General features: G+C 69.5%; 11 protein-coding genes and 1 pseudogene. 7 read left to right on the forward strand and 5 right to left on the reverse strand.

The window, feature by feature from the left end:
• Positions 1-120: 120 nt before the first annotated feature.
• Entirely contained in the window at positions 121-1344 is a 1224-nt protein-coding gene (locus ASD37_RS23975) for a cysteine desulfurase-like protein (protein ID WP_056558214.1), read from the reverse strand.
• 54 nt (positions 1345-1398) lie between these two features.
• Here ASD37_RS23975 and ASD37_RS23980 point away from each other — a divergent pair, with 54 nt between their 5' ends.
• Complete coding sequence (locus ASD37_RS23980) at positions 1399-2694, forward strand: aspartate aminotransferase family protein (protein ID WP_056557633.1); 1296 nt, start codon at positions 1399-1401, stop codon at positions 2692-2694.
• Here the strand turns inward: ASD37_RS23980 and ASD37_RS23985 are convergent, their stop codons facing one another.
• The 4 genes and pseudogenes from ASD37_RS23985 to sthA all read right to left on the reverse strand — a co-directional run.
• A complete protein-coding gene (locus tag ASD37_RS23985; protein WP_056557635.1) occupies positions 2695-3624 on the reverse strand; it encodes an NAD(P)/FAD-dependent oxidoreductase in 930 nt (309 codons plus the stop codon).
• A gap of 10 nt (positions 3625-3634) precedes the next feature.
• Complete coding sequence (locus tag ASD37_RS23990) at positions 3635-4543, reverse strand: 2-hydroxyacid dehydrogenase (protein WP_082570408.1); 909 nt, start codon at positions 4541-4543, stop codon at positions 3635-3637.
• 25 nt (positions 4544-4568) lie between these two features.
• Entirely contained in the window at positions 4569-5321 is a 753-nt protein-coding gene (locus ASD37_RS23995) for a S9 family peptidase (protein WP_056558216.1), read from the reverse strand.
• 145 nt (positions 5322-5466) lie between these two features.
• Positions 5467-6873 (reverse strand): annotated as a pseudogene (sthA, locus tag ASD37_RS24000) (Si-specific NAD(P)(+) transhydrogenase); the annotation flags it as partial.
• A 272-nt stretch (positions 6874-7145) separates the two neighbouring features.
• On the opposite strand from sthA, the gene ASD37_RS31165 reads away from it, so the two are divergent.
• From ASD37_RS31165 to ASD37_RS24030, 6 genes are all read left to right on the forward strand, one after another.
• Positions 7146-8306: a GAF domain-containing protein gene (locus ASD37_RS31165; RefSeq protein ID WP_082570388.1), complete on the forward strand. Its 1161-nt coding sequence runs from the start codon at positions 7146-7148 to the stop codon at positions 8304-8306.
• 25 nt (positions 8307-8331) lie between these two features.
• Entirely contained in the window at positions 8332-8985 is a 654-nt protein-coding gene (locus tag ASD37_RS24010) for a GntR family transcriptional regulator (RefSeq protein ID WP_156721070.1), read from the forward strand.
• A gap of 90 nt (positions 8986-9075) precedes the next feature.
• A complete protein-coding gene (locus tag ASD37_RS24015) occupies positions 9076-10386 on the forward strand; it encodes a cytosine permease (protein WP_082570389.1) in 1311 nt (436 codons plus the stop codon).
• Positions 10383-11807 (forward strand): amidase, encoded by a 1425-nt coding sequence (locus tag ASD37_RS24020; RefSeq protein WP_056557644.1) that lies wholly within the window; start codon positions 10383-10385, stop codon positions 11805-11807. The genes ASD37_RS24015 and ASD37_RS24020 overlap by 4 nt, the downstream gene beginning before the upstream one ends.
• Positions 11804-13186: a dihydropyrimidinase gene (gene hydA / locus ASD37_RS24025; protein ID WP_056557645.1), complete on the forward strand. Its 1383-nt coding sequence runs from the start codon at positions 11804-11806 to the stop codon at positions 13184-13186. Before ASD37_RS24020 ends, hydA begins: the two co-directional genes overlap by 4 nt.
• Before the next feature lie 63 nt (positions 13187-13249).
• On the forward strand, positions 13250-14104 hold the full coding sequence (locus ASD37_RS24030) for a CoA ester lyase (protein WP_056557647.1): 855 nt from the start codon (positions 13250-13252) through the stop codon (positions 14102-14104).
• Positions 14105-14144 lie beyond the last annotated feature (40 nt).

Below are 14144 nucleotides of genomic sequence, written 5' to 3' on the forward strand. Positions count from 1 at the left end.
GGTGGAACTTTCATTCACCGGGGTTCGAAACCGCCCCGGCGGCCAAAGCTCTTTGAGAGGTGCTTCGCCGGGCTGTGCATAACGTGCCCTATGTATCGAGCGGTTGTGCTCACCGGAACGTCAGCGCAGCGCGTCGCCGAGCACTCGGAGCAACCGGTCGACGTCGGCAGCGGTGTTGTACGGCGCCAAGCCGATCCGCAGCCCGCCCGCATCGCCGAGGCCGAGCAGCCTGGCTGCCTCGTACGCGTAGAACGACCCGGCCGGGGCGTTGACGTCCTGTTCGGCGAGTGCCGCGCTGATCTCGACGGCGTCGCGGCCCTCGAAGGTCACCAGCAGCGTTGGGGTCCGTCGGCTGGCCGTCGAGTGAATCCGCACTCCGGCAATATCTCTGAGGCCCGACTCGATCCGCCGGCGCAGTCCGTCCTCGTGGACTTCCAGGGCCCCCAGGCTCGCGACGAGTCTCTCGCGGCGAGAGCCGGCGGCACCCGTCATACCCGCGAGGAAGTCGACGGCGGCCGTCGCGCCGGCCATCACTTCGTATGGCAGCGTGCCCAATTCGAAGCGTTCCGGAACTCGATCGGGAGACGGGAGCAGCTTGGCGGGACGCAGCCCGTCAAGCACGTCGGCTCTGCCGACCACCACTCCGCAGTGCGGGCCAAGGAATTTGTATGGCGAGCATGCGAAGAAGTCGGCGCCGAGCTCTTGGACGTCGACGACGCCGTGTGCGGTGTAGTGCACGCCGTCGACGTAGAGCAGCGCACCCGTGGCGTGGGTCAGTTCGGCGATGGCCCGCACGTCGGGCATGGTGCCGATCAGGTTCGAGGCGGCGGTCACCGCGACGAGCCGCGTACGGTCGGTCAGCTGCGCCGCGACGGCGGCCACCGGGAGCTCCGAGGTGTCTGGGTCGAAGTCCACCCATCGCACCGTCGCACCCGCCGCGGCGGCGGCGAGCACCCACGGCCGCACGTTCGCGTCGTGGTCGAGCCGCGTCACCACGACCTCGTCGCCGGGGCCCCAACCGGCGGCCAGCGTGCGCGACAGGTCGAAGGTCAGCGCGGTCATGCTGCGCCCGAAGATCACCTCGTCGGGGTCGGCGTTGAGCAGATCGGCAAGTGCGGCACGACATTCGACGACGATGGCCTCGGCGTTGCGCGCCGCGGCGGTGGCGTGCCCGCGGTTGGACAGCGGTCGCAGCATCGCGTCGCGAACGGCGTCGGCAACGGCGGTTGGCGTCTGCGAGCCACCCGGCCCGTCGAAGAACGCGGTGCCGCCGTCGACGGCGGGAAAGTGGGCGCGGACCGCCTCGGCGTCGAAGGCGGTTTCGGTGTCGCGTTGACCGGTCACCAACGAAGTCTGACCCACGCTCGGCGCGCCCGCAGCGAGCGGCATACTCGTGTCGTGGACACCAAGCAGTTCTGGACGAACGCCGACCGACACGTGGTGCGCTACGGGGCGGCCTTCGTCCCGCGGGTCATCAAGCGGGCCAATGGAAGTCATGTGTACGACGAGAGCGGGACGGCGATCCTCGACTTCACCTCGGGGCAGATGAGCTCGGTGCTGGGGCATTCCCATCCCGACGTCGTGGCCACGGTGTCGGAGGCGGTCGCCACCCTCGACCACCTCTACAGCGGCATGCTCAGCGAGCCGGTGGTGGAGCTGTCGGCCACGCTCGCGGCCACCCTGCCCGACTCGTTGACCAAGGTGCTGCTGCTGACCACCGGCGCCGAGTCCAACGAAGCCGCCATCAAGATGGCCAAGCTCTACACCGGCAGGTACGAGGTGGTGTCGTTCGACCGGTCGTGGCACGGCATGACCTCGGGGGCGGCGTCGGCGACGTTCAGCGCGGGGCGACGCGGCTACGGCCCGCCGATGCCTGGCAACCTGACCTTGCCGACGCCGAACGCCTACCGGTCACCGTTCCGGAATTCCGACGGCAGCTACGACTGGCGCACGGAGCTGGAGTACGGCTTCGCGGCGGTCGACGCGCAATCCTCGGGCAGCCTCGCCGCGTGCCTCGTCGAGCCGATCCTGTCCTCGGGCGGCATCATCGAACCGCCGCCCGGCTACCTGGCCCGACTCTCCGAACTCTGCGTCGAGCGCGGGATGCTGCTGATCGCCGACGAGGCGCAGACCGGAATCGGCCGCACGGGAACGATGTACGCCCTCGAACGCGACGGCGTCGTCCCGGATCTGTTGACGCTGTCGAAGACGCTCGGCGCCGGTCTGCCGGTGGCCGCCGTCGTCACCACCGACGACATCGAATCCGTCTGTCACGAGCGGGGTTTCCTGTTCTTCACCACCCACGTGTCGGATCCGCTTGCCGCGTCCGTCGCCCTGACGGTGCTGACGGTCGTCGAACGTGACGGGCTCGTCGACCGGGCTGCCGTCCTCGGACGGCACCTCGGAACGCGGCTGGCCGCGCTCCGCGATCGGCACGAGCAGGTTGGCGACGTGCGTGGCCGGGGGTTGTTGCAGGGCGTCGAGCTGGTCGCCGACAAGGTGAGCAAGGCACCCGCCGACGACCTCGGGGCGAGGGTCACCGCCGAGTGCCTTCAGCGGGGGCTGCACATGAACATCGTGCAGCTGCCGGGCATGGGCGGAATCTTCCGCATCGCCCCGCCGCTGACGATCACCGACGCCGATCTCGACGCGGGATTGGACATCCTGTCCGACGCGCTGGCGGCCTGCCTGTAGTCAGGAGCCCAGCCGGGCGGCGAGAGCCGACCCGAGCCGGTGCCCGGACAGCCATGCGGACTCGATGCGCGGCGCACCGGACGGGCACCACGAGTCGCCGCACAATCCGAGCGGACGTCCCGCGTGGTCGGTCAATCCGAAGGCGTCCTCGCCATGGGTCGTAACGGGTTTCGCGAACGTCCAGCGGTGGGCGTGGGTCCACTCCGGGGGTGGCGTGACGTCCATGACCCGGCGCAGCGCGTCGAGGACGGGTGCCACCGCGTCGTCGGGATTCTGCAGATGGGCGCTGGCGCGGTCGGCGGTGGTGTGTACGACGAGCACCGCGGCGCCGTCACCGCGCCGCGAGCCGTCGTCGGCGACGGTGGTGACGTCGGCGTCGTCGTTGACGAAGGCTGCGTCCGGAAATGGCCAGCAGCGCTGCTCCCAGCCCGCCACGACGGTGATCACCGGTTCGTAGTCGACCCAGTCGGCGGCGTCGGGGGCGAGGCGGGCGGCCTGCGGATCGGGCATCGCCAAAACGATTGCGTCATGGTCCAATTCGTCGAGGGAGTCGACTGTTCGCTCGCACCGCACCCCGTCGGGCAGCGTTGCCCGCACCAGGGACCGAAGCCCGCCGGGAGTGGCGTAGCGCATCGGGCCAGAGGTGGTCTGATGGCCGTCGGCGGAGTACACGTCGAGCGTGTCGGTCCAGTCCCGCACCAGCTTCTGGGCCGACCATCGCTCGACGGCGGCGACGAAGTCGGGCTCCTTGGCCGTGAAGTACGCAGCGCCCAGGTCCACCCGGCGGCCGTGCAACTCCGGCGACGCCATCCGCCCGCCCGGCGCGCGGCCCCGTTCGATCAGCTCGGCCGAGATACCGTGTTCGCGAAGGACGTGGGCGCATATCGCGCCGGAGATGCCTGCACCGACGACTGCGACTCGCGAGGACATGGCTCCCAACCTAGTCCGGAACGATCACGGCGTTAGGCGGCCGACCGCCCGTGGCGAAGACGTCGATCTGTTCCATGGCGATTCGCAACGCCCGGTCCCACGCCCCCTCGGTGCTTCCCGCGACGTGCGGGGTGATGACGAGGTTCGGCGTGGACCACAGCGGGTGCCCGGGCGGCAGCGGTTCCGGATCGGTGACGTCGAGCGCGGCGCGGAGCCGGCCCGAGGTCAGCTCGGCGATCAACGCGTCGGTGTCGACGGCATTGCCGCGGCCGGCGTTGACGACCACCGTGCCGTCGCGCAGCCGGCCCAGGAACGCGGCGTCGAGAAGGTGGTAGGTCTCCTTGGTCGCCGGCAGCATCGCGACCACGGCGTCGGCGTTGGGGAGCAGGGCGTCGACGTCGGCGAGGGCGACGACACCGTCGCGGGCCCGCTGGCCGACGAGCGTCACCTCGACCTCGAACGGTGCGAGCCGCGCCGCCAGGTTGACGGCCAGATCGCCTGCGCCGAGGACGACGACGCGCTTGCCGATCAGCGTCTCGGTGTCCTTGAAACCCCAGACGCCGTCGGCCTGCATGGCACGAAACCCCGGCAGGTCGCGGTAGATGGACAGCAACACCGCCACCGCCCACTCGGCCGTCGAGCCGCCGTGCGCGCCACGCCCGTTGGACAGCATCACGCCAGCGGGCAGGTGGGGGACCCACTGTTCATAGCCGGCGTTGAGGGTCTGGACGAGGCGCAGATTCGGCAGGTCGACGAACCGGGCTCCGGTCGCCGCGGCGTCGTCGAATCCCACCACGACGACGTCGGCGTCGAGGTGGTCGGACGGCCACGGATCACCGGGCCGGTAGAACGCCGTCGTCAGGCCCTCAGATGGGGCGGGAAGTTCGAGGCCGAGGTCGTCTGGGACGAGCACTTTCACGGTGTCCACGCTAGTTATGTCCGGGCTATAGATAGGGGTCGGCCCAGGCGCTGATGATTCGGGCGGCTCTGGCGGCCTGGTTCTTGCCGGTCAGCAGGTGGTCGGCGCCCTCGAGGGAGACGAAGCTGCGAGGGTGCCGAGCGGTGCGGAAGATGTCGCTGGCGTTTTCGATGCCGACGGTGTTGTCGGTGGGAGAGTGCATCACCAGCAGCGCCCGGCGCAGGGTGCGGATGCGCTCGCGCAGGTCGGCGGCGCGGACGTCCTCGATGAAGTGCCTCTTGAGGGTCAGTGCCTTGCCGCCTGCGAGGAACGGTGCTTCACCGTCGGCCTCGATGAGGTGGACCAGGGCGTCGTAGTTGTGCTCGACGTGCGCGGGTTCGTACGGCGCGCCGATGCTGGCCACCGCGGCCACGGTCTCGCATTCGTGCGCACCGGCGATCGCGGCGGCACCGCCGAACGAGTGCCCGACGAGCAGATGGACCTCGCGGCCGGTGCCGTTCATGAACTCGACGGCGCGGACGGTGTCGGCCACCTTGTGCGAGAAGGACCCGTCGCCCCAGTCGCCGTCGGAGTCACCGAGGCCCAGGTTGTCGAAGCGCAGCATGCCGATGCCGTCGGCGGCGAGTTGCTTGCACATCCGGCTCGCCGCGGGGCTGTCCTTGCCGAGGGTGAAGCCGTGGGAGAAGACGCCCCACCCGCGGGGCTCGCCGACGGGGAGGTCGACCACCCCGCGCAGGATGGGTCCGGTGCTGCTGGGAAAACTGACGGGCTCGGCCACGCGCAAGATCTTGTCATCGACGGGCGTGCCGGGTGCCGACATCGGGCAGGAGTGAGATGGATGCCACGCGGGGCGGTCACTCTGCGGCAGCGAGTTCCTTCTCGGCGACCTCGTCCTGAGCTTCCGGCTCGACGTGGCCCTCGTTGAACTTCCGGACGGCCCTGATCTTGTTCATCACGTCGAGCGCGGCGACCTTGTAGGCCTCGGAGAACGTCGGGTAGTTGAGGATCGCGTCGACGAGGTAGTCGACGGTGCCGCCGCAGCCCATCACCGCCTGACCGATGTGCACCAGTTCGGTGGCGGCAGTTCCAAAGATGTGGACCCCGAGCAGCTTTCGGTCCTTCGTCGACACCAGAAGTTTGAGCATGCCGTAGGAGTCACCGGCGATTTGGCCGCGCGCGAGCTCGCGGTAACGGGAGACCCCGAACTCGTACGGGATCGAATCCTTGGTGAGCTCCACCTCGGTGGCGCCGACGAACGACAACTCCGGAATCGTGTAGACGCCGATCGGCTGCAGGGCCGTCATGTCGTTGGCCGGCTCACCGAACGCGTGATAGGCGGCCAGCCTGCCCTGGTCCATCGACGTCGCCGCGAGCGCGGGAAAGCCGATCACGTCGCCGACGCTGTAGATGTGGTCGACCTTGGTTCGGAAGTGGTCGTCGACCTCGATGCGCCCGCGGTCGTCGGTGGCCAACCCGGCCGCGTCGAGGTTCAGCCCTTCGGTGCGCCCGATGCGGCCCGCCGAGTACATGACCGCCTCCGCGGCGATCTGCTTGCCGCTGGCCAGGGTGGTCAACGTGCCGTTCGGTGAGACGTCGACGTCGGTGACCTCCTCGCCGAACCGGAACGTGACGGCGGAGTCGCGAAGGTGGAAGCGCAGGGCCTCGACCACCTCGGGGTCGCAGAAGTCGAGCATGGTGTCGCGCTTCTCGACCACCGTGACGTGGCTGCCGAGCGCGGCGAAGATCGACGCGTACTCGATGCCGATCACCCCAGCGCCGACGACGACCATCGACGTCGGGATGAAGCCGAGGTTGACGATCTCGTCGGAGTCGAGCACCCGTTCCTCGTCGAAGTCGACTCCATCGGGTCGGCGCGGGGTGGTTCCGGTGGCGATGACGATGAAATCGCCTGTCAGCGTTCGGTGTTCGGCCGACGATGCGCCCTCCACCTTGACGGTGTGGGCATCGACGAAGCTGCCGTTGCCGATGTGCAGGTCGACGTGGTTGCGCATCAGCTGGTTGCGGATGACGTCGACCTCGCGGTCGATCACGTGCGAGGTCCGCTGGTGCAGGTCGGCGGGCGTGATGTGTTCCTTGACGCGGTAGCTCGCGCCGTAGAGCTCGCGCTGGTTCATCCCGGTCAGGTGCAGCACCGCCTCGCGCAGCGTCTTGGACGGGATGGTGCCGGTGTTGGCGCACACACCTCCGACCATGTGGCCGTGCTCGACGATGGCCACCTTCTTGCCCAGTTTCGCCGCGGCCAGGGCGGCCTTCTGCCCACCGGGGCCGGAGCCGATCACGATCAGGTCGTACTCAGTCTCACTTGCCATGGGTGGGGCATACCCACATATCGGGATTGGATCGCGAGATGAGGACACGGTTTCGCCAGGGCTGCCGTCATGTTTCGAGTGCTACGACTGGGTAAATTTTGGGATCCCAAAACCGGGCCGACGGTCGCCGGATTGAGTGTCGGAGCGCGCTGAACTGGGCGTATGACGACTGAGTCGTGCTACGGGGTCGGCGTCCGCCGCGTTGACATCAACCTCGCGGCGGATCAATCTCTTTTGGGATCCCAAATCGGGACCGCAGCGAGGAGGTCGGAGTGAGGCACGACGCGATACGGCTGGGCTTCATCTGCCCGTCGTCGAACACCGCGTTCGAACCCGCCGCCTGGGCGCTGCTCGCCGACCGGGCGTCGATGCACGTCACCCGGGTCGGGGTCACCCGCATCGCCCTCGGGTCTGACTCCGACGACCAATTCGACGTCGTAGGCATGGAAGCCGCCGCCCGCCTGCTGGCGGAGGCCAGGGTCGACGTCGTCGCCTGGGCGGGCACGTCCGGCTCGTGGCTCGGTGTCGGCCGGGAGCGGGCCCTGTGCGACGCGCTGTCGGCCGCGGCCGGGGTTCCCGCGACGACGTCGACGCTCGCGGTTCTCGAGGCCTGCCGGGCCTACGGCGTCGGTCGCCTCGGACTGGTGAGTCCCTACACCGCCGACGTCTCCGCGCGCATCGTAGAAGAGTTGGGCCGCAACGGCATCGAGGTGGTCAACGAGCAGTACCGCGGTCTCGCCACCAACTACGACTTCGCATCGGTCGGACCCGCCGACGTCGCGTCGATGATCGCCGCGGCGGCCAAGGGAGCCGACGCCGTCACCGTGATGTGCACGAACGTCGACGGGGTGGCCCCCGCGGCGCGGGTCGGGGCGCAGCTCGGCACGCCGGTGTTCGACTCGATCGGCGCGACCGTGTGGCACGCCGCCGGTCTGGCCGGCGACGACGCCCCGCTCCCTGCGCTTGGGGAGCTCGGCGTCAGCGGCCAACTGCGCGCGAAGATGCAGGCCCTCACCGAGCGGCTGCGCCACCAGACCGGGGGCGACCGCACCACGCTGCGGATCGACCTGCCCGCGGCCGGCTGCTCGGTCGGCACGTGTGCGGCCGAATCGCACGGCCCGTCGACGCGCTCGATCCGCCGCGACGCCACGCTGCCGCAGCGCGATCTCGAGACGGTGCGCTGGATCGAGCAGCACCGCCGAACGCTGGTGCAACCCGACTTCGCGACCGCACCCAAGCCGCCCCAGGCACTCGTCGACGTGTACGGCGTTCGGGCGCAGATGCTGGCACCGGTGCAGCACGGCGCAGACATGGTGGGGTGGTTGTCGGTGCACAGCCTGGCCGAACGCGCCTGGACCGACGCCGACCAGCTTGCCGTCGAGGTGGCGGCCCGCGACACCGAGGCGCTGCTGGCCTACCTGGTGACGGTGTGACGTGGCGACCCCGATACTGAAGCCCATGACGCGCACGGGCCGCCAGAACGGCCGACCGCTGCGCGAGTTCATCCGCGACGCCATCCGCGATCGCATCTCCGACGGCACCTATCCGCCCGGCACTCGGCTGGTCGAACGCGATCTCGCGACCGAGTTCGACGTGTCCCGGCTGCCGGTCCGCGAGGCCCTGCGCATGCTGAACACCGAGGGCTTCGTGGAGATGCTGGCCACCAGGGGCGTCATCGTCCGTCAGCTCTCCCGCGTCGACGTCGAGGAGCTGTTCGACGTTCGCGAAGCACTGGAGTCCACGGCCTTCGGCAAGGCAGCCGAGCGCGCGACCAAGGACGACGTCCGGCGCCTGGAGGCGTTGGCGCACAAGGCCGAGCGGGCTGTCGAGACCGGCGACCGCGACACCGTGTACGCCTGCAACGTCGAATTCCACGACCTGGTGCCGGAGATGGCGCGCAACAAGTTTCTGATGCAGATGCTCGAGCCAATCGAGGGACGCCTGCACTGGATCAACCTGCAGAACGACGAACCCGACGTGCTGTGGGCCGAACACCGAATCATGCTGGAGGCCTTGATCGCCGGTGACGCCGGTCGCGCCCGCCAGCTGTCGTACGAGCACATCGAAGTGAATCGTGCCCGGGTGCTGCACCACCTCTTCGGCGCCCCGTAAGTCCCCCCAGCCCGTCACGCACAGCCCGTCAAGCACACCCGGCCATGCCGGGTGATGACCCGTCACGCCCAACACCGTTGCAGGAGAAGCATGTCCACGACCGCCCACGAACCACACCTCGACCTCGCACAGGAGTACGAACACGAACCCGTGCCCCAGGCGGCCCGCCGCAGCCTGACCTCGATAGCCGCCGTCTGGTTCGGTTTCCCGATGAACCTCGGCAACGCCGTGTTCGGCGGGGTGATCGTCTACAACCTCGGCACCGTCGCGGGGCTCAGCGCCATCCTGATCGGCAACGTCGTCCTGTTCGCCTACGTCGGCGCCCTGAGCTTCGTCGCGGGGCGCACGGGAAAGAGCTTCTCGCTGCAGGCCGCCGCGACGTTCGGTGACCGTGGCAGGGTGATCGCCGCGGCGTTTCTCGCGACGGTGGTCCTCGGCTGGTTCTCCTTCCAGATCGGCTTGACCGGTACGACCCTGCAGGGCGCCCTCGGGTGGTCGGCCGTCGTCGGCGCGGTGATCGGCGGAGTGCTGTACACCGCCGTCACCATCGTCGGTATCCGAGCCCTGTCGTGGCTCGGGATGGTGGCTGCACCGCTGTTCATCGTGTTGGCGATCGTCGCAATCATGTTGGGCAGCAGCGACTCCGGAACGTCGTTCGGTGACGTCGTGTCCTACCACGGTGCGGGGACCGCACTGTCCTTCGGCGCGGCCGTCAGCATCGTCATCGCAGGGTTCGCCGACTCCGGCACGATGACCGCCGACTTCACCCGGTGGTCAACCAGCGGTCGCTCGGCGGTGGCCGCCACGTTCACGGCGTTCCCGGTGGCCAACTTCATCGCCTATGCGGTCGGCGGTCTGGTCGTCGCCGTCGGCGGATCCAAGGATCCTGCCAACGAGGGTGGTGGGTTCCTGAACCTGCTGACGGGTCACGGCGTCCTGCTGTCCGCCATCGCCGTGGTGTTCGTCTTCATCAACCTCGGTTCGGTCGCCTCGCACTGCCTGTACAACGGCGCGGTCGGCTGGTCGGGGATCACCAGGGCGGGCATGCGGCCCATCGCGATCGGCCTCGGCGTCGTCGGCCTTGTCGTCGCGGCCACCGGAGTGTGGGCGTACTTCCTCGACTGGCTGAACCTGCTCGGCATCTTCGTACCCCCGATCGGGGCGGTGCTGATCGTCGACCAACTGGTGCTGCGCAGGGTCGACGCCGGCCTGCTCGCCTACCGTCCAACGGCGTTCGCCGGGTGGATTCTCGGTGCCGCCGCCGCCACGGCCTCGCACTACCTCGTCCCAGGGTCGGTCGACGCGTTGGTCGGAATCGTCGCGGCAGCAGCGGCATACGCGGCGATGGAGGCCGTCCGCCAGTACGCGGGGCAGCGTAGCGCCGGGACGGAGGCGGCGTGACCGTCGTCGAACTCCTCGACGCCATCGCCGCGGGCGACTCGTCGCCGGTTGACCTGGTCGACGCCGCGCTGAGCAGGCTCGCCGCGGCGGACCCGTCGTTGCACGCCTTCTGCACCCCGACCCCGGAGATCGCCAGGGCGCGCGCCGTCGAGGTCGAGCGTCAACTGCGCGACGGGGTGGCCGGGCCGCTGGCCGGGGTGCCCTACGCCGTCAAGGACCTGATGTGCACCAAGGGAATTCGGACCACCTCGGGTTCGGTCGCGTATGCGGACTTCGTCCCCGACACCGACGACGTCTCGGTGGAGCGGCTCGACGGTGCCGGCGCGATCAGCCTCGGCAAGACCAACGCCAGCGAGTTCGGCTACTCCGCGACTGGGGCGAATCCACTGTTCCCGGAGACCAGGAATCCATGGGACCTCAGCAGGACCCCCGGCGGTTCCAGCGCAGGCACTGCGGCGGCAGTGGCCGCCGGGATCGTGCCGTTCGCCCTCGGCAGTGACGGCGGCGGCTCGATCCGCATCCCCGCCGCCCTGTGCGGGCTGGTTGGCTTCAAGGCGTCGATGGGACGGGTACCCGTCTACCCTGGCTGCCGCGACCACCGACACCCCGGCGTATCCGGTTGGGAGAGCATCGAACACATCGGTCCGCTGGCCACCACGGTGGACGACGTCGCGGTGGTGATGGCGGCACTTGCCGGTCCCGATCCGCGCGACCGGCACACCATCCCCGCCGGCGACGTCGACTGGCCGACCGCCACGGCCCGGTCCGATCTGCGAGGGCTGCGCATCGGCTACACGCCCGACTTCGGTTACCTCCCCGTCGACCAGGAGGTCAGGGCGGCAGCCGACCGCGCCGCCGAGCTGTTCGCCTCCGAGCTCGGGGCCGAGGTCGAGACGTTCGTGCCCACCTGGCCGAACCCGGCGCCGCACTTCACCGCGCTCATCATGAACGAGACCGACCTGGTCGGCATGCGCCGGATGGTCGCCGAGTTCGGCGGGCGAATGTCGCCCCGACTGGTCGAGATGCTCGAAACCGACTGGACGGCAGAGGACTTCACACAGGCACTGATGATGCGCAAGGCCGTCGTCAACGACATGGCGGCGACGATGCAGCGATTCGACCTGATCCTCTCCCCGACGAGCGCGGTGCCCGCCTTCCCGCTCGACTGTGAGGGTCCGACCGAGATCGACGGCGTCGTCGTCGCCCCGACGGCGTGGCAGGGCTTCACGCCGATCGCCAACCTCACCGGCCAGCCGGCCATCAGCGTGCCGGCGGGGTTGACGGAGTCGGGGCTTCCGGTCGCGATTCAGCTGATCGGCCCGCACCTCGGCGACGGTGTCGTGCTCGCCGCCGCGGCCGCCTACGAACGTCGTGCGAGAGCCGCTGGGCACTGGCCGGCGCTGCGCGGACTCGTGCCGTGAGCACGACCGTGATCACGGGCGGCACCGTCGTCACCGCCACCGAACGGTTCGCAGCGGACCTGTACGTCCGCGACGGCGTGATCGTCGGACTCGGCCACGGCTTGGACATCGCGGTGGACACCGTGATCGACGCCGCGGGATGCCTTTTGCTGCCCGGTGGTGTCGACCCCCACGTGCACCTGGACTTCCCGTCGCTGACCACCACGACGGCGGACACGTCGCACTCCGGCACCGCCGCCGCGGCGCGGGGTGGCACCACGACGATCGTCAACTTTGCCATGCAGGAATTCGGGGAACCGCTGCCCGCCGCGCTCGAGCGGTCGGTCCGCCAGGCCGAGGGCCAGGCGGTCGTCGACTACGGATTCCACGTCGTGGTGCGCGATCTCGGCGCCGACAGGATCCGCGGCATCGACGAACTCGTCGACTCCGGGGTCAGCAGCATCAAGCTGTTCATGGCCTACCCGGGCGAGTTGATGGTCGACGACGCCACCCTGCTGGTCGCGATGGAACGCATGGCCGCGGCCGGTGGGCTGACCATGGTGCACGCCGAAAATGGTTCGGCCATCGACGTTCTCACCTCGCGCGCCCTGAGGGCGGGCCGGACGTCGCCGCAATGGCACGGCAAGACACGACCGACCATCCTCGAGGCCGAAGCCGTGCATCGAGCCACCGTGCTCGCCGAACTGGTCGAGGCGCCCACCTATTTCGTGCACATCAGCTGTGAGGAGGCCCTCGCCGAGGTGGCGGCCGCCAAGGCGCGAGGCCTGCCCATCCACGCGGAGACGTGCCCGCACTACCTGACACTCGACGACTCGGTCTACGACGGCGACTCCTTCGAAGTGGCCAAGTACGTCATGACGCCACCACTGCGCGCACCCCATCACCAGGATCGGCTGTGGCACGGCATCCGGCGCGGCGACGTCGACGTCGTCTCCACCGACCACTGCCCGTTCTGCATGGTGGGTCAGAAGGACGCCGGGATCGAGGACTTCCTCAAGATCCCCAACGGCGTCGGCGGAGTCGAGTACCGGCTGCTGCTGCTCTTCGACCGTGGGGTGGCCGCCGGCCGCATCTCCCTCGAGCAGCTGGTGGCGATCACGGCCACCAACCCGGCGAAGCTCTTCGGGTTGTATCCCGCCAAGGGCAGCCTGATGGTGGGGGCCGACGCCGACGTGGTCATCTTCGACCCGAACGGCGAGACCCGGCTGTCGGTGGACTCGTCGCCGTCGCTGGTGGACTACAGCATCTATGAGGGCTGGAGCGTGGCCGGCGCCATCCGTCGGGTGCTGAGCCGGGGGACGGTCGTCGTCGACGACGGCGTGGTGCAGGACCGCAGGGGGCATGGGCGGTTCGTGGCCCGCGGACCCACCACGGCGTGAACCGGTCGTGAACTAAATGTGCGCAAGCTTCTCGAACGCGCCTTCGGCGCCGATGATGGAGGGATGACCCTTTCATCTGACGCACCCGTGCGCACCCGACGGCCACATTGGTCGCTCGCGCGGACGTGGCTGCTGCAGCCGGGCACCCCCGACGGCCACGACGCCTTCGACGCCGCGGTCGCCGGCAACGCGGACGTGGTCGTGCTCGACGTCGAGGACGGGCTGCCCGACGCGCGCAAGCCCGCCGGCCGTCAGTCGGTGGCCGAGTGGCTGTTCGCCGGTGGTCAGGGCTGGGTGCGGATCAACAGCACGACCTCGCCGTTCTGGGCCGCCGATCTCAACGCCTTGTCCGGCGCGCCGGGGCTGCTCGGCGTCATGCTGGCCAAGACCGAGTCCGCCGACGACGTCGCCGCGACGACCTCCCGGTTGCCCGCGGGCACGCCGGTGGTCGCGCTGGTCGAATCGGCCGTCGGCGTCGAGTCGGTCTCCGACATCGCCAGGGCGCCCGGTTGTGCGCGAATTGCCTTCGGAGTCGGCGACTTTCGTCGCGACACCGGCATGTCCGCCGAGCCGATGACGCTGGCCTACCCACGCGCCCAGCTGGTGATTGCCAGCCGCGCGGCGGGACTGCCCGCACCGGTCGACGGACCGACGCTGCGGGCCCAGGCCGCCGACTTGGCCAGGGACACCGCGGTGACGAAGGCCGCCGGGATGACCGGGCGGCTGTGCCTGGACTCCGCGCACGCCGAGACGGTCAACGCGCTGCTCAGCCCGTCACCGCTGGAGATCGACGAGGCGCGTGCCACGCTCGCCCGCCTCGACGCACCGACCGGACCGTACGACGGAAGCGTCGGCCCCACCCGCGCCCGCGCCGAGGCCGTGCTCGACTACGCCGCGAAACTGGGCCTCGTTGACTGATCGCATCCGGCACACTGATCTTTCATGAACGTGGATGTGC

The organism is Mycobacterium sp. Root135 (genome assembly GCF_001426545.1).
Lineage (GTDB): Bacteria > Actinomycetota > Actinomycetes > Mycobacteriales > Mycobacteriaceae > Mycobacterium.